Source organism: Rhizobacter sp. Root404, assembly GCF_001425865.1.
Classification (GTDB): Bacteria; Pseudomonadota; Gammaproteobacteria; order Burkholderiales; family Burkholderiaceae_C; genus LMDS01.
This window is the reverse complement of record NZ_LMDS01000006.1, coordinates 175,522-191,580: the sequence shown is the minus strand read 5'-3', so window position 1 is coordinate 191,580 and position 16,059 is coordinate 175,522. Positions and strand designations below refer to the sequence as shown.

Annotated in this window: 10 protein-coding genes and 1 pseudogene; 6 read left to right on the top strand and 5 right to left on the bottom strand. The window is 71.2% G+C overall.

The window, feature by feature from the left end; genetic code table 11:
* Nucleotides 1-25: 25 nt before the first annotated feature.
* From ASC76_RS21610 to ASC76_RS21600, 3 genes and pseudogenes are all read right to left on the bottom strand, one after another.
* Nucleotides 26-2,041: a response regulator gene (locus ASC76_RS21610; protein WP_082549372.1), complete on the bottom strand. Its 2,016-nt coding sequence runs from the start codon at nt 2,039-2,041 to the stop codon at nt 26-28.
* 261 nt (nt 2,042-2,302) lie between these two features.
* Nucleotides 2,303-3,409 (bottom strand): annotated as a pseudogene (locus ASC76_RS21605) (PilT/PilU family type 4a pilus ATPase); the annotation flags it as partial.
* 130 nt (nt 3,410-3,539) lie between these two features.
* Nucleotides 3,540-3,755 (bottom strand): hypothetical protein, encoded by a 216-nt coding sequence (locus ASC76_RS21600; RefSeq protein ID WP_056471721.1) that lies wholly within the window; start codon nt 3,753-3,755, stop codon nt 3,540-3,542.
* A 215-nt stretch (nt 3,756-3,970) separates the two neighbouring features.
* On the opposite strand from ASC76_RS21600, the gene ASC76_RS21595 reads away from it, so the two are divergent.
* Nucleotides 3,971-5,032, top strand: a complete 1,062-nt coding sequence (locus ASC76_RS21595; RefSeq protein ID WP_157615955.1) for a PHB depolymerase family esterase — start codon at nt 3,971-3,973, stop codon at nt 5,030-5,032.
* Nucleotides 5,033-5,045: 13 nt separating this feature from the next.
* On the opposite strand, the gene ASC76_RS21590 is transcribed toward ASC76_RS21595, so the two are convergent.
* Nucleotides 5,046-6,611 carry a sensor domain-containing diguanylate cyclase gene (locus ASC76_RS21590; protein WP_235580549.1) on the bottom strand — a complete coding sequence of 522 codons (1,566 nt, stop codon included), beginning with the start codon at nt 6,609-6,611 and terminating at the stop codon, nt 5,046-5,048.
* 125 nt (nt 6,612-6,736) lie between these two features.
* Here ASC76_RS21590 and ASC76_RS21585 point away from each other — a divergent pair, with 125 nt between their 5' ends.
* Nucleotides 6,737-8,179, top strand: coding sequence for a sensor histidine kinase KdpD (locus ASC76_RS21585; RefSeq protein ID WP_056471714.1), 1,443 nt, complete (start codon nt 6,737-6,739; stop codon nt 8,177-8,179).
* 24 nt (nt 8,180-8,203) lie between these two features.
* Here ASC76_RS21585 and ASC76_RS21580 read toward each other — a convergent pair whose 3' ends face one another.
* Nucleotides 8,204-8,890, bottom strand: coding sequence for a response regulator transcription factor (locus tag ASC76_RS21580; RefSeq protein ID WP_056471712.1), 687 nt, complete (start codon nt 8,888-8,890; stop codon nt 8,204-8,206).
* Between the two features lie 197 nt (nt 8,891-9,087).
* Between ASC76_RS21580 and ASC76_RS21575 the strand changes: the two genes are divergently transcribed.
* Genes ASC76_RS21575 through ASC76_RS21560 form a run of 4 tightly spaced genes read left to right on the top strand, consistent with a single transcriptional unit; the run spans nt 9,088 to nt 16,021 of the window.
* Entirely contained in the window at nt 9,088-10,212 is a 1,125-nt protein-coding gene (locus ASC76_RS21575; protein ID WP_056471710.1) for an HD domain-containing phosphohydrolase, read from the top strand.
* Nucleotides 10,209-11,012, top strand: coding sequence for an ABC transporter substrate-binding protein (locus ASC76_RS21570; protein ID WP_056471707.1), 804 nt, complete (start codon nt 10,209-10,211; stop codon nt 11,010-11,012). The genes ASC76_RS21575 and ASC76_RS21570 overlap by 4 nt, the downstream gene beginning before the upstream one ends.
* 15 nt (nt 11,013-11,027) lie before the next feature.
* Nucleotides 11,028-13,562, top strand: a complete 2,535-nt coding sequence (locus ASC76_RS21565; RefSeq protein ID WP_157615953.1) for a PAS domain S-box protein — start codon at nt 11,028-11,030, stop codon at nt 13,560-13,562.
* Nucleotides 13,562-16,021: an ATP-binding protein gene (locus ASC76_RS21560; RefSeq protein WP_056471701.1), complete on the top strand. Its 2,460-nt coding sequence runs from the start codon at nt 13,562-13,564 to the stop codon at nt 16,019-16,021. Before ASC76_RS21565 ends, ASC76_RS21560 begins: the two co-directional genes overlap by 1 nt.
* Nucleotides 16,022-16,059: the final 38 nt, after the last annotated feature.

Here is a 16,059-nt window from a genome sequence, read left to right as displayed (position 1 = left end):
GCAAGCTTCATGCCGCGCGGACTCGCTAGTGGACCGTGTTCGCCGGCCCGCGCTCGTTGCGCGCGGGCGCGGCGAGCGGCGCCAGCCATTTCAGCAGCGCCTTGTAGAGGTCGTTCGGGTGGCAGGGCTTGTCGACGTAGTCGTTCATGCCGGCCTCCTCGAACGCCTGCTTGTTGTCGGTGAAGATGTCCGCCGTCATCGCCAGGATCGACGTCGCCTCCCGGCCCGGCAGCAGGCGGATCGCCCGGGTCGCGGCCAGACCGTCCATCACCGGCATCTGCACGTCCATCAAGATCAGCTGGAAGCTCTCCTTGCTCGCCTTCTCGACCGCCTCGCGCCCGTCGCCGGCGACCTCGACGCTGATGCCAGCCGCCGACAGCAGCGCGCACGCCACCTCCTGGTTCACCTCGTTGTCCTCGGCGAGCAGCACGCGAGCCCCCTCGTGGCGGCGCCGGAGCTCGGCGCGCGCGTCGCGCACCTGCTCGTGCCGGTCGATGTGGCGCGCCGGTTCGCGGGCCCGCTCCAGCCGCGCGGTGAACCAGAAGGTGCTGCCCCGGCCCGGCTCGCTGTTGGCGCCGGCGTCCCCGCCCATCGAGGTCGCCAGGCTCTTGGTGATGGCCAGCCCCAGGCCGGTGCCGGCCGCCTTGAGGCCCGGCGGCCCGTCGGCCTGCTCGAACGCGCGGAACAGGCGCGAGAGCTGATCGGACGACAAGCCGGGCCCGGGGTCGCTCACCTGGAAGCGGACGAGAACCTCCTCGGTGCCGGCCTCGAGCAGCTCGGCGCGCACGACGATCGTGCCCTGCGTCGTGAACTTGATGGCGTTGCCGGTGTAGTTGAGCAGCGCCTGCAGCAGGCGGGTCGAGTCGCCGCGCAGGCGCACCGGCACGTCGCCGGTGTCGAGCTCGATCTGCAGGCCCTTCGTCATGATCTGGTTGGCGACCAGCGCGCGCAGCTGGTTGAAGGTGGCCGCGAGGTCGAAGTCGGCGTGCTGCAGCTCGAGCTTGCCGGCCTCGATCTTCGAGATGTCGAGGATCGCGTTGATCAGCGACAGCAGGTGCGCGGACGCCGTCTCGATCGAGCGCAGCCACTCGACCTGGCGCGGTTGCTGTTCGGACTGCATCAGCAGGTGGGTCAGGCCGATGATCGCGTTCATCGGCGTGCGGAACTCATGGCTCATGTTCGCGACGAAGTCGCTCTTGGCGCGGCTGGCGGCTTTCGCGGCGTCGAGCGCGAGCGACAGCGCGGTCTGCGCGTCGATCAGCAGCCTGGATTTCTCCTCGGTCTGCTGGCTCGCGCGGCGGATCGCGCCGTTGAGCGCTTCCAGCTCGTGGCGCTGCCGCGCGAGGATGTGGTTGGAGTGCGCCAGCTCGTGCTCGCGCAGGAAGGTCGCACGCTGTGACCGCTCCAGTTGTTGTGCGAGCGCCGTGCCCAGCGCCCCGACGACCAGCAGGATGTTGCAGAGCTTGAACACATAGTGCTGCTCGGCCTGCAGGTCGACCCCCGGGCGACACAGCATCTCGAGGTGCAGCAGGACCACCGGCGCGACCACGCAGGCCGCCATCACGCAGAGCACCGGCAGGCCGCGCAGCCGCAGCGCCGCGAAGCCAGCGGTCATGATCGTCGACAGGGCCAGGCCGTAGTAGACGTGGCCGTACTCCGGCGGCAGCAGCCGCATCTGGCAGTAGGCGAAGACGAAGGTCGTGGTGCACGAACCCATCAGCAGCGCCGACGCCGCGTGCTCGTTGCGCTCCATCCAGGGGCCGGTGGCGGCCGCCGCGACGCCCAGCAGCACGGCCATGCTGGTCACCCGCACGCCGACGAACAGGCCGGCGTCATGGAGGTCGGCGCCGATCTCCCGCATGTTGATCAGGTCCCAGCCCGCGAGCGGGATCCACAGCAGCGCCGCGAGCAGCGTGATCGCGCGACGCTCGTTGGCGAAGCGGCGCGCATAGTCGCGCAGGAAATCGCGCTCCAGCGACGCCGGCTGAAACGCCCGCGCCGGCGTGAGCATCGCGCGCCAGACGGCAAAGACGGGTCTCATCGCGTCCACGGGACGAGCGTACCCGCCGGGTGGCGCTGCACGCACCCGACAGGTGTCGGGAACTGGGCGGAGAGCCCGCGGTCAGGGCTTGCGCGCCGCCGCCTCCGCCAGGCGCTTGCGCTCGCGCATCTGTTCGAGCTCCGCGTCCTCGCGCCGGCGGCGCGTCTCCTGCTGCCGCAGCAGCTCCTCGTGGCGCTGCTCCTCGAGCTGTTCGGGCGTCGGTCCGTCGTCCTCGATCGCCAGGTCCATGAAGTTGGACGGCGGCGGCTCGCCGCGCTCGCTCTTGAGCTTGATGTGCAGGCGCAGTTCGTTGGCCGAATCGGCGTTGCGGATCGCCTCCTCGAAGCTGATCGTCCCGGCGTTGTAGAGCTCGAACAGCGCCCAGTCGAAGGTGCGCATGCCGAGCTCGCGCGACTTGGACATGATCGCCTTCAGTTCGTGGAACTGCCCCTGGAAGATGCGCTCCGCGATGATCGGCGTGTTGAGCAGGATCTCGATCGCGGCGGCGCGGCCGTGGCCGTCCTCGCGCCGCACCAGGCGCTGCGAGACGATCGCGCGCAGGTTCGCGGACAGGTCCATCAGCAGCTGTGCACGCCGCTCCTCGGGGAAGAAATTGATGATCCGCTCGATCGTCTGGCTCGAGCTGTTGGCATGCAGCGTGCCCAGGCACAGGTGGCCGGTCTCGGCGAACGCGATCGCGTGTTCCATGGTCTCGGCGTCACGGATCTCGCCGATCAGGATCACGTCGGGCGCCTGACGCAGCGTGTTCTTCAGCGCGTGGTGCCACGACTTGGTGTCGACGCCGACCTCGCGGTGCGTGACCAGCGACAGGCGCGACGCGTGCACGTACTCCACCGGGTCTTCCACGGTGATGATGTGGCCGGCATGGGTGCGGTTGCGGTGGTCGATCAGCGCGGCCAGCGTGGTCGACTTGCCCGAACCGGTCGCGCCCACCACCAGCACGAGGCCGCGCTTGTTCATCACCACGTCCTTCAGCACCTCGGGCAGCTTGAGCTTCTCGAAGTTCGGAATCTCCGAGGCGATCGTGCGGATCACCATGCTGACGCACTGCTGCTGCACGTGCACGTTGACGCGGAAGCGCGAGATGCCCGGGATCGAGATCGCGAAGTTGCATTCCATCTCGCGCTCGAACTCGGCGCGTTGCGCTTCGTTCATCAGGGCGTTGGCCAGTTCGCGGGTCAGCTCGGCGCTGAGCTTCTGCGTGGTCAGCGGTTTCATCGCGCCGTGCGATTTCATGCTCGGCGGAAAGTCCGCCGCAATGAACAGGTCGGAGCCGCCGGCCTGGCTCATGGCCGCCAGCAGCTTGTGCATGTAGGCGCGGGCTTGTTCTTCGGTGAAAGCGGGCATGTCGAGACTGTGCGGCGGGCAGACCAGACGGCCCAGCCCGCAGCATGCCGCGGCGCGCCCCGCGCGATCGCCGGAAAAGAGCCGTCAAACCCGGCTCGCCGATCGCGAGCCGGTGACGGCGGTCAGGCGGTCAGTTCGACGCGGCGCTGGCCGGCGGCGTGACGATGACGGTCGTGTCGCCCGCCTTGCCGGACTCGCCCTGCGGACCGGGCTGACCCGGAGGGCCCGGGACGACGACGGTCGACGGGGCCGGCGACGGGGCCGGAACGGCCACGACGGCCGGCTTGTCGCAGGCGGCGAGGGCAAACAGCGACGCCAGGGCGGCGGGGATCAGGATGGTTCTCATGCGGGGTTCTCCTCGGTTTCTTGGTTCGCTGAGCTTAAGCAGCGCACCTCGGCGCCCGTGCCGGCCTGCAGCGGCTCGTGCTGTAGGACGACAGGCGGCACCCGGCGCCGTCGGGGTAGGCGATGTCCCACACGGGAAAGGGTTGCTGCCGATGACCCGGAATCGAAATTCAGGGCACTATGCTGCACTGCACCATTTCTCCTTCACGGACCTTCATGAGCCTGAACACGATCTCCGACACCATCGAGCGCGCCCTGCGCTCGGCCGGGCTCGACCCGACCAGCGGCACCACCCGCAGCGTTTCCGAGACGATCCGTCGCGCCCTCGAGTCGGCCGGCCTGGCGCAGGATGCGCCCGCCCGGCCGGCCGATGCGCCGGCGGCGCCGCCGGGCGACGAACCGTTGCCCTTTGTCGAGCGGGTCGACGGCGGTTCTTTCCTCTCGCGCACCCACTCCGGCGCGGCGGGCAGCCGCTCATACAGGCTCTACGTGCCGGCCGGCGCCGGTGGCACACCGCGGCCGCTGGTGGTGATGCTGCACGGCTGCAAGCAGGACCCGGACGACTTCGCGGCCGGCACGCGGATGAATGCGCTGGCCGCGCAACACGGCTTTCTGGTCGCCTACCCGGCGCAATCGCGGAACGCGAACGGCTCGAACTGCTGGAACTGGTTCCGACCCGAGGACCAGCGCCGCGAGGGCGGCGAACCGGCGATCCTCGCGGGCATCGTCGCCGACGTGGCGCGCGACCACCGTGTCGACCCGGCGCACGTCTTCGTCGCCGGCCTGTCCGCGGGCGCGGCGATGGCGGTGATCCTCGGGCAGACGCATCCGGACGTGTTCGCCGCGGTGGGCGCGCATTCGGGCCTGCCGATCGGCGCCGCGCACGACGTGGGCTCGGCGTTCATGGCGATGAGCGGCGGACGCGCCGCCAAGGCGCCGCCGCGCGTCGCCCCCGGCGCGCGCGTCCCGCGCACCATCGTGTTCCACGGCGACCAGGACGCGACGGTGGTGGCGCGCAACGGCGAGGCGATCGTCGCGCAGGCGGTGGCGGGCACCGAGCCCTTGACCGCGACCCCCGGCGAACGCGGCTCGGCCCGCGGCCGTGCCTACACCCGCACCGTCTACGCCGATGGTGCCGGCCGCCCGCGGGTCGAAGCGTGGCTGGTGCACGGCGGCGCGCACGCCTGGTCGGGCGGGAGCGCCGACGGCTCGTACACCGATCCGCGCGGGCCCGACGCGTCGGCCGAGATGGTGCGCTTCTTCCTGAACACCCGCTGACCGCGGCGGCGCGTCAGGCGAAGGCGTCGGCGATCGTGTCGCTCCACACCATCACGCGGTTCTTGCCGGCGCGCTTGGCGTCGTAGAGCGCGCCGTCGGCGCGCTTCAGTACCGTCGTCACGGTGGTGCCGGCCTCGGAGAGCAGCGCCACGCCGATGCTCGCGGACACGGCCGTGCCCACGCCCGGGTAGGGCCGCCCGAGCGCTTCGACCAGCGTCGCGGCGAAGCGGCTCGCGCCGTCGCGATCGGCGCCGGGCAGCAGCATCGCGAACTCGTCGCCGCCGAGGCGGGCGACCGTGTCGGTCGCGCGGGCCATGCCCAGGATGCGTTCGCTGGCGCCCTTCAGCACCGCGTCGCCGGCGGCATGGCCGTGCCGGTCGTTCACTTCCTTGAAGCCGTCCAGGTCGATCGCCAGCACCGCGAGCGCGCGGCCGTAGCGCCGGGCCTCGGCCAGTTCGCGGCGCGCCAGTTCGTCGAACAGCATGCGGTTGCACAACCCGGTCAGGCCGTCGTGGTTCGCGAGGTGCTGCGCCTGGGCCAGCATCTGGGCCGCGCGCTGCAGCGCCTGGCCGACCGCCTGCGTCTCGCGCAGGGGCTGCGGCGGCAGCTCCACCGGGCGCCCGCTGCCGAGCGCCAGCGCCGGCTCGATCAGGCCGCGCACGGCGCTGGCGATCCGCGCGGCGATCGAGGAGGCCAGCCAGAGCCCGAACACGAGCGCGACCATCATGCCGATGCCGATCCCGGTCAGCCCCTGCTCGACCTGCGCGATGAGGGCCTGGCGCGGCGCGCCGACCGCGATCGTCCACGTCGACGTGCCGGAGCGGCTGTACGCCGTCAGCACCGGCACGCCGTCCTTGGTCACGGTCTCGAGCGTGCCCTCGCGGCGCTCGTGCGACGCCTTGATCAGCGGCTCCACGGCGCGCTGGCCGACGAACCGGGCGGCGTCGCGGCTGCGCGCCACGATCGTGCCGGAGCTGTCGAGCAGCGCCGCGACCCAGCCCTCGGGCAGCTTCTGTCGCACCAGGATGTCGGTCAGGCGCTGCGGCGACAGGCTGGCGTTCAGCGTGTAGACGACCTCGCCCCGGCGCTGGACCGGGACCGCCATCACGATCAGGGGCCGGTTGATCAGCGTGCCCTGGAACAGGTCGCTCAGCACGACCGACCGCGCGCTGAACACCGGCGCCAGTTGCGCGGCCACCCCGCTCGGCGCGAGCAGGCTGCCGAACGGGCGCAGCGTGCTCAGCACGAGTTGGCCGCTGCGGTCGGTCAAGGCATAGCTGTCGGCGTTCTGGAACTTCAGGGCCTCGAGCGCACGCGTGTGGAAGGTCGGCAGGTCGCCGCGTTCCAGTTCTGCCGACGTGGCGAGCACCCGCAGGCCCGATTCGATGCCCTGCAGTTCGCCGTCGACGTCGGCGACCAGGTTGCGTGCGACGCGCTCGGCATCGAGGTAGGTGCGCTCGCGTTGCAGACGGTGGTTCTGGTACACGAGGAACGCGGACGCGACGATCGCCGGGATCACGCAGGCGGCGACCAGGGTCAGCAGGTGAGTGCGGATGGAGCGATGGCAAAGGAGCGGCACGGAACACTTATCGTCCGCAACCCCCCGACCTTGAGTCATATCTGACCAAGAAGCTCATATTGTTACTCGACCGGCTTGTGCGCGCCGCTGGCTGCCCGGGGATCGATCGCGGATGATCGGCCCCCATGCTGCACCCGCCCACGGCGTTCCTGATCGTCGGACTTCTCTTCCTCGCGTTGCCGGCGACGGCGTGGACGATCCTGCACCGGCGCCACGACCGCGTCGCGGTGGCGTTGTGGTGCAGCGGCAGCCTGCTCTACGGCCTCGGCTTCATCCTGCTCGTGCAGCGCGAGCCGCTGCCGGACTGGCTGGGCTTCGGGCTGGCGAGCCCGCTGATGTTCGCGGCCTACCCGTTGCGCGGCGCGGCGATGCAGCGCGAGCGCGGTCTGCCGGTCGCCGTGCTGCCGCTGGCACTGCCGTGGCTGCTGGCGGCGGGCCTGTACTCGATCACCTGGCTGCGGCCCGGCGCCGACGAAGCGCGCTTCCTGATCGCGCTGGCGGTCAACCTCGCCGGTGCCGCCTGGCTGGCGTGGACCGCCTGGCAACTGCACCGCGCCACCGGGTACCGCAGCGCCGCACTCGTCAGCGGCACCTTCGCGCTCTACGCGGTGGCCCTGGGGGTTCGTCTGACCTTCGTCGGCGGCCACTGGAGCGAGCCGCGGCCGTTCGCCGGCAGCCTCGACTTCGTGCTCAGCTTCGCGTCGTCGGTGGTCGCGGCGCTGTTCGGCAATCTCGGCTACATCGGCATCGCACTCGAGAAATCGCGCGACCACGAATTGCGGCGCTCCGCCGAACTGGCCCGTGAACTCGAACGCCGGGCCCAGACCGAGCTGCGCAACGCCGAGCAGGCGGCGCTGCTCGAGGTGCGCGGGCGTCTGCTGTCGTCCCGCGAGGAGATGCTGGCGGTGCTGGCGCACGAGGTGCGGCAGCCGCTGAACAACGCCTCCGCGGCGCTGCAGAGCGCGGCCCAGGCGCTGGTCGGCGGGCCGGACGACCGCGAACGCGCCACGGCCCGGCTGCGGCGCGCCAAGACGGTGCTGGCGCAGGTGACGGCCTCGCTGGACAACACGCTGACCGACGCGGTCCTGCTCGGCGGCGACGGGCCGCTCGCCCGCCAGGACATCGACATCGACACCCTGGTCTCGCTGGCGATCGCCGACATCGACCCGGCCAGCCGCGAGCGCATCGTGCGCAGCCGCACGACGTCGACCCGCACGGCCTCGATGCACGCCGGCCTGATGCGCCTGGCGCTGCGCAACCTGCTGACCAATGCGCTGGCCTACGGCCCGCCCGATCAGCCGGTGACGGTGCAGATCGCCGATTCCGACGAACCCCTCGCGCTGCTGATCGAGGTCAGCGACCGGGGCGGCGGCTTTCCGCCCGAGCTGGCGGCGCGGCTGTTCACCCGCGGCGCCCGCGGCGACCACGTGAACAACCCGCGCGGACACGGCCTCGGGCTCTACGTCACGCAGCGCATCCTGCAGATGCACGGCGGCGAGGTCCGGGTGCGGCAGGAGCCGTCCGGGCTGACGATGCAGCTGGTGGTGCCGCAGGCGTTCGACGACTGATCGACGGCGTGCGGCGACGTGTGGTCAGCCGCTCGACAGCGTCGCGCGGAACACGTAGCCGACGCGCGATTGCGATTGCAGCGGCACCAGCACCGGCGTGGCGCGCTCGATCCGGCGCCGCAGCCGGTAGATCGTGGCATGCAGCAGGTTGTCGGGCTCGTCCGCGGCGGGACGGCCCAGGCGCTCGCGCAGCGCCTCGCGGGTGACCGTCGCGCCGGCGGCGGCGGCGAAGCACTCCATCACCAGCAGGTCGGTCTCGCTGAGCGCGATGCGGGCGCCATCGGGCGCGACCAGCTCGCTGCCGCGCCGGTCGAGGCGCCAGTTCGAGACCTGCTCGCGGGCCGTCGCGCTGCGGCGGTGCACCGCCTTGACCGCGAGCGCAACCTGCTCGAAGCGCACCGGCTTGGCCAGGTACATGTCGGCGCCGGCGTTGATCACCGAGTCGAACACGTCGGGCGCGAGGCGGCCGGAGACCACGAGGATGCCGGCGCTGGTGCGGCGGCGCAGCAGCCGGATCAGTTCGAGGCCGTCGACGCCCGGCAGCGACAGGTCGAGCACGTAGAAGTCGAAGTCGTACGGCTCGCGGTCGGTCAACAGCTCGTCGCTGTCGTGGAACACGCGTACCGCGACCTCGCGCTCCTGCAGGTACTGCGCGAGGAATTCGGAGAACTCGGCGTCGTCGTCGACGAGTGCAAGCGTCTTGGGAAGCATGTCAGAAGGCCCGTTCGATCTGGCGCGCCGAGATTACCCGAAGTCCGGCGCGACGCCGGCGCGAAGGTGGCGTGAGAAATGACGCGTAATTCATTTATCGAACGTGATCTGGATCAGTTCTGAGGTGTTTCTATTTCAGAACCTTTGGACGGGGCCGATAGCGACGTACCCCCCGCTCCGCAGCCGCCAGAACCCTGATGCAAGCCGACGCCTCCTTCGACACCAAATCGGCGCGGATCCTCGCCATCGACGACGAGCCCGCGAACCTGAAGTTGCTCGGCCTGATGCTGCGCACCGCCGGCTACCACGACATCGAGCTGGTGCAGGACCCGCGCGAGGCGCTCGGCAGCTACCTGCGGGAGCGGCCCGACCTGATCCTGCTCGACATCAACATGCCGCACCTCGACGGCTTCGACGTGATGGCGCAGGTGCGCGGCGTCGGCGACATGCTCGCGCCGCCCATCGTGATCCTGACCGCGCAGTCGGGCGACGACTTCCTGCTGCGCGCGCTCAACGCCGGCGCGACCGACTTCCTCAACAAGCCGTTCAACCGGCGCGAACTGCTCGCGCGCGTCAACAACATCCTGCTCGCGCACCTGGCCCGCCGGGCCCTGCTGAACCAGAACGGCGTGCTCGAGCAGATGGTGCAGCAGCGCACCCGCGAGCTGAGCCGGTCGCGCCTGGACATCGTGCACTCGCTGGGCCGTGCCGCCGAGTTCCGCGACAACGAGACCGGCCAGCACGTGATGCGCATGAGCCACGCGTCGGCGCTGCTGGCGCGCCGGGTCGGGTGGGACCGCCTGCGCTGCGAACTGATGCTGCACGCGAGCCCGATGCACGACGTCGGCAAGATCGGCATTCCCGACCGCATCCTGCTCAAGCCCGGCCCGCTGACCCCCGAGGAACGGCAGGTCATGCAGACCCACACGAGCGTGGGCGCCGCGATCCTGGCCGGCGGCGGCAGCGAGCTGATGGTGATGGCGCGCGACATCGCGATCGCGCACCACGAGAAGTGGGACGGCAGCGGCTACCCGCACCGCCTGGCCGGCGAGGCGATCCCCGAAGCCGCGCGCATCGTCGCGATCTCCGACGTGTTCGATGCGCTGACCTCCGAGCGCCCGTACAAGGCGGCCTGGTCGGTCGAGGACGCGGTCGCGTTCATGCGCAGCCAGTCGGGCAGCCACTTCGAGCCGCGCCTGCTCGACCACTTCGTCGCGCTCGTGCCCGAGATCCAGGGCATCCGCGAGCGCTTTGCCGAACCGCCGGCCACCGAGCCGGCGCCCTTCCACACCACCCACACGCTCGATTGGATTTCCGCATGAAGACCACTGCTGCGTTCGCCGCCGTCGCGCTCGGCGCGGCCATCGCCCTGACCCTCGCCGCGTCGGCGCACGCCGGGCCGGTGCAGGACCGCGTGACCACCGGGGCGAGCCTGCGCGTGTGCATCTGGCCCGATTACTACGGCGTCACGTTCCGCAGCCCGCGGACGCAGCAGCTCGCCGGCATCGACATCGAGCTCTCGCAGGCCTTCGCCGCGGACCTGGGCGTGAAGCTCGTGTACGTCGACTCCTCGTTCCCGAAGCTGATCGACGACCTGGTCGCCGACCGTTGCGACATCGCGATGTTCGCGATCGGCGTGCTGCCGCAGCGCCAGCAGGCGCTCAGGTTCTCGCAGCCCTACCTGCAGAGCGACATCTACGGCGTGACGACACGCAGCAACCGCGCGATCCGCAGCTGGGCCGACATCGACAAGCCCGGCGTGCAGGTGGCGGTGCAGGCCGGGACCTTCATGGAACCGGTGATGGCCGCCGGCCTGAAGCAGGCCAGGTTGGTCGTGGTCCGCCCGCCGCAGACGCGCGAGCAGGAGCTCGAGGCCGGCCGGGTCGACGTCTTCATGACCGACTACCCGTACAGCCGGCGCCTGCTCGACAACGCCGACTGGGCGCGCCTGGTCGCGCCGCCGACGCCGTACCACGTGCTGCCGTACGCCTACGCGGTGAAGCCAGGCGACGACGACTGGCTGCGCCGGGTCGACGACTTCGTCGCGCGCATCAAGCGCGACGGCCGGCTCGAGGCTGCGGCCAAGCACAACGGGCTCAGCGAGATCGCGGTGAGCAAGTAGCGAGCGGTGGTCGGCATGCCCCATCGTCAACGTTCCGGACTGCCGGGCTGGCTGAGCCGGCGCGCGATCGCCTGGACCGGCGCCACGCTGGCCGGGGCGGTGCTGGCCGTGGTCGCCGCCTTCCTCGGGTACGAGCACCGCGAGATCCAGCACCACGAACTGCAGAGCAGCGAGATGCTGGCACGCGTGATCGAGGACCACGCGAACCGCACCTTCGACACCGTCGACCTGACGCTCGCGACGCTGGCCGAAGCGATGACGCCGGACGCGGCGCGCGCCGACCCGGCGGGCGCGGGCCTCGCCCTGGCCCAGGCGCAGCGCGGCATGCCGTTCCTGCGCAGCCTGTCGATGGTGAACGCGGCCGGGCACGTGCTCGCGAGCTCCGACACGCGCAACGTCGGCGCCACCGTCGCGGCGCGGAAGCTCCCGCTGCCGGGCGAGACGGCGGTCGACCGGCTCGGCTCGCTGGTGCTGGGGCGCGACCTGGCCGACGCCGCCGCGCCGCCGGTCGGCACCTCGCACAGCTTCGTGCCGCTGGTGCGGCGCGTCGGCCCGCCGGCTGCCGACGCGCTGTACCTGGTCGCGGCGCTGAACCCGGATTTCTTCGCGAACGCCTACGAGCTGACGCTGGCCGATCGCGACCGTGCCGCCGCGCTGCTCGGCATCGACGGCACGCTGCTGGCGGCCACCGGCAACATCCAGCTCGCGCCCGGCAGTTCGGCCGCGCGCCATGCGTTCTTCACGCGCTTCCTCCCCGCGCGCGAGAGCGGCAGCTATGTGGGCCCCGGTCTCGACGGCGCGCTGGTGCTGACCGCTTTCCGCACCCTGCGCAAGCGCGCGCTGGCGGTGATCGTCGAGTGCGACCACGCCCGGGTCGATGCCGAGTTCCGGCGCATCGCCGGCTGGCTGGTCGGCGCCTGCACGATCGCGTTGCTGCTGATCGGCGTGATGGTGGCGCTGGGCTGGCGCAGCCTTGGCAGCCACGCGGCGGTGCAGCTCGCGCTCCAGGCCACGCGCGACCGCGTCGCGACCAGCGAGCGCGACCTGCGCACGCTGGTCGAGAGCGTGCAGGAAATGATCTTCCGCACCGATCCCGAGGGCCGCATCACCTTCGTCAACGCGCGCTGGACGCAGATCACCGGCCGCCTCGAATCGAGCGCGATCGGGCGCCGCCTGTCGGAGCTGTGCGTGCCGGCCGGGCAGCCGGAGGTCGATGCGCTGTTCGGCCCGCAACCGGGTGGCTACGGACCGGGCACGCTGACGGTGCAGATCGTCGATGCCCGCGGCGCCGCGCGCACGCTGGAGGTCAGCGTGGCGGCGGTGCACGGCCGCGACGGCGCGGTCCAGGGTTTCGCCGGCTTCGCGATCGACGTGACCGAGCGCCAGCGCGCGCGTGCCGAGCTCGAATCCCAGCTCGCGTTCACTGCCGGGCTGCTCGAGGTCAGCCCGACGCCGCTGTTCGTGAAGGACCGCGAAGGCCGCTTCATGACCGTCAACCACGCCTGGCTGGACCTGATGGGCCTGAGCGCCGACGCCGTGATCGGCCGCGATTCGATCGAACTGTTCGGTGCCGACATCCAGACCCACGCGCAGAGCGACCGGGCACTGCTGACGACCGAGCAGCGCGTGCGCTACGAGAACCGCCTGACCCGCCCGGACGGCGAGGAGCGCGACACCGTCGTCACCAAGGTGCGCTTCACGCAGGCCGATGGCCGGCCGGCCGGCATCGTCGGCAGCATCATCGACGTGACCGAGTTCCGCGAGGCCGAGCGCCACACCCGCGAGGCGCAGGCCGCCGCGGAGCGCGCCAACCGCGCCAAGTCGGAGTTCATCGCCAACATCAGCCATGAGCTGCGCACGCCGCTGCAGGCCATCATCGGCTTCTCCGAACTCGGTACCGAGCTGGCCGGTGCGCAGCCCGAACTGCACGAGATGTTCGGCGACATCCAGGACGGCGGCCAGCGCATGCTGCGGCTGGTCAACGGGCTGCTCGATGTCTCGAAGATGGACAGCAGCGTCGGCTCGCTGGCGCTGCAGCGTCGCGATGTCGTCGAGCTGGTCGACGCGGTGGTGCGCGAACTGCGGCCGATCGCCGCCGGGCGCGCCCTCGCCATCGAGGTGCCGCGGCCGGTCGCCGAACTGCCGGCCGATGTCGATGCGTTCCGGATGCAGCAGGTGATCCGCAACGTGCTCGCCAACGCGATCCGCTATGCGCCCGAGGGCTCGCGCATCGAGGTCGACTGCCGCGCCGCGGATGCACTGGGCACGGTCGAGCTGGTCGTCCGGGACCATGGGCCCGGCATCCCGCCGGATGAGCTGGAGACGATCTTCGACGCGTTCGTGCAGTCTTCGCGCACCAGCGACGGCTCGGGCGGCACGGGTCTCGGACTGACCATCTGCCGCAAGATCATGAGCGCCCACGGTGGCCGGATCAGCGCCGCCAACGCGCCCGGTGGCGGCGCGGCCATCCACATCACGCTGCCGCCGCCGTCGACGCTGCCGCCCGCGGCGCTCGCCGAGCGGGCGCTGTTCTCGGAGACCTGCTGCTGATGCCGACCACCGACCTGCACCCTGCGCTGCAGCGGCAGCTGCAGGTGTTGGGCCTGGCGCCCGGCCAGCTGCCCGACGCCGCGACGTATGCGTCGCTGCTGGCGCGGATCAGCCACGCCTATGCCGATGCCGATCGCGAACGCGGCCTGCTCGATCGGTCCCAGGACGACGCCACGGCCGAGATGGCGGCCCTGAACGCGGCGCTGCAGGCCAGCCAGTCGCGCCTCGCGAGCCTGCTCTCGCTCTCGTCCGACTGGGCCTGGGAGCAGGACGTCGAGGGCCGCTTCATCTACGTGTCCGAAGACCTGGAGGTGCGCACCGGTCTCGCGGCCGAACAGCTGCTCGGCGCCGCCTGCGCGGTCGACGGCACGCTGCGCTGCGCGCCCGCCGAGCTCGACCGGCTGCAGCAGCGCATGGCCGCGCGCAAGCCGTTCCACAACCTGCAGTTCGAGGTCACCTCCGCGCAGGGCCCGTGCTACTACATGCGCATCAGCGGCGAGCCGGTGTTCGAGGGCGAGCGTCTCATCGGCTACCGCGGCGTCGGCAACGACATCTCGGCGTCGGTGATCGCCGACCGCAAGACCCAGCAGACTGCGCGCGACAAGCTCAAGGCGCAGCTGGCGTTCAACGCGCGGCTGCTCGAGATCAGCCCGATCCCGGTGTTCCTGAAAGATGATGAGGGCCGCTACGCGATCGTCAACCAGGCGTGGCTGGACCTGATGGCGCTCCCCCACGAGGCGGTGATCGGCCGCCACCCGCACGAGGTTTTCGGCGACGAGGCGCCCACGAACCTGGAATGCGACGCGGCGTTGCTGCGCGAACCCGGTCGGGCCAGCTACGAGAAGCAGTTGCGTCGCCCGGGTCGGCCGCCGCGCGACACGATCGTCACCAAGGTGAGCTTCAACAAGCTCGACGGCTCGCCGGGCGGCATCGTCGGCAGCATCGTCGACGTGACCGAGTTCCGCGAGGCGCGCGACGCCGCCGAGCGCGCCAACCGCGCGAAGAGCAGCTTCCTCGCCAACATGAGCCACGAGATCCGCACGCCGCTGACCTCGATCATCGGCTTCGCCGAGCTGCTGCTCGACCCGAGCGGCTCGGCGGGCGACAAGGCCGATGCGGCCACGACCATCATCCGCAACGGCCGCCACCTGCTGGAGGTCATCAACGACATCCTCGACCTGTCGAAGATCGAGACCCAGCAGCTCGAGGTCGAGCGCATCGAGGTCGCGCTGCCGAAGCTGCTGGGCGACGTGACGGCGCTGGTCTCGGGCCGGGCGCGCGAGAAGGCGCTGAAGTTCTCGGTCGCGCACCACCTGCCGCTGCCGGCGGCGCTGCGCACCGACCCGGTCCGGCTCAAGCAGATCCTGCTCAACTTCTGCAGCAACGCGATCAAGTTCAGCGCGGCCGGCGAAGTCCGCATCGACGTGCGGCACGACGCGGCGACACAGACGCTGCGCTTCGAGGTGACGGACAGCGGCATCGGCATGACGGCCGAGCAGATCTCGCGCCTGTTCAAGCCCTTCGTGCAGGCCGACGTGTCGACGACCCGCGAGTTCGGCGGCACCGGCCTGGGGCTCTACATCTCGCGCCAGCTCGCCGACGTGCTCGGCGGCGAAGTGAGCGTGTCCAGCGAGCCTGGCGTGGGCAGCTGCTTCACGCTGAGCGTGCCGCTCGGCATCGACGCAGCTGCGTTGCAGCTGCTCGCCGATCCGCGCCATTTCGAGGAGGCGCAACGCCCGCAGGCGCTGAGCGCGCCGATCGCGGTGCCCGTGCTCACCGGTCGGGTGCTGGTGGCCGAAGACGGCGTCGACAACCAGCGCCTGTTCGCGACCTACCTGCGCCAGACCGGGCTGGCGTTCGACATGGTCGACAACGGCCATGACGCGGTCGAGCGGGCGCTGGCCGGCGACTATGCGCTGGTGCTGATGGACATCCAGATGCCGCTGATGGACGGCGTGACCGCGACCCGCGCGCTGCGCGACCGGGGCTACGCCGGCCCGATCGTCGCGCTGACCGCCAACGTGATGCGCGCCGATGTCGAAACCTACCGCGACTGCGGCTGCGACGACGTGCTCGCCAAGCCGGTGAACCGCGGCCACTTCTACGCGGTGCTGGAGCGGCACGTCGCCGCGGCACACCCGGCGGCGGCGCCGTTCGAGGACACCGAGACGGGCTACGAGCGCCACCTCGCGGCGCTGACCGCCGAGTTCGTCGCCGGCCTGCCCGACACGCTCGCCGCGATCGACCGCGCCCTGAACCACGGCGACTGGCCGGCGCTGCGCCGCCTGGCGCACACGCTGAAGGGCACGGCCGGTTCGTTCGGCTACTGCGGCATCACCGCGCTGGCGGCCGAGGTGGACGCGGCCCTGGCTGACGGCGCGCTGGCCACCGCCGCCGAACTGTGCGCGCGGCTGCACGCGCAAACCCGCGCCGAGATCGGCATCGCCGACACCGCCTGACGCGCGTCGCGGCTACGTAGTTCCCACAGCGCACGCAC

Bases quoted from the DNA above. Each gene is read 5' to 3' on its own strand.
- ASC76_RS21560 (WP_056471701.1), top strand. From the start codon at position 13,562: ATGCCGACCACCGACCTGCACCCTGCGCTGCAGCGGCAGCTGCAGGTG.
- ASC76_RS21585 (WP_056471714.1), top strand. From the start codon at position 6,737: ATGCTGCACCCGCCCACGGCGTTCCTGATCGTCGGACTTCTCTTCCTC.
- ASC76_RS21575 (WP_056471710.1), top strand. From the start codon at position 9,088: ATGCAAGCCGACGCCTCCTTCGACACCAAATCGGCGCGGATCCTCGCC.
- ASC76_RS21595 (WP_157615955.1), top strand. From the start codon at position 3,971: ATGAGCCTGAACACGATCTCCGACACCATCGAGCGCGCCCTGCGCTCG.
- ASC76_RS21610 (WP_082549372.1), bottom strand. From the start codon at position 2,041: ATGAGACCCGTCTTTGCCGTCTGGCGCGCGATGCTCACGCCGGCGCGG.
- ASC76_RS21580 (WP_056471712.1), bottom strand. From the start codon at position 8,890: ATGCTTCCCAAGACGCTTGCACTCGTCGACGACGACGCCGAGTTCTCC.
- ASC76_RS21570 (WP_056471707.1), top strand. From the start codon at position 10,209: ATGAAGACCACTGCTGCGTTCGCCGCCGTCGCGCTCGGCGCGGCCATC.
- ASC76_RS21600 (WP_056471721.1), bottom strand. From the start codon at position 3,755: ATGAGAACCATCCTGATCCCCGCCGCCCTGGCGTCGCTGTTTGCCCTC.
- ASC76_RS21565 (WP_157615953.1), top strand. From the start codon at position 11,028: ATGCCCCATCGTCAACGTTCCGGACTGCCGGGCTGGCTGAGCCGGCGC.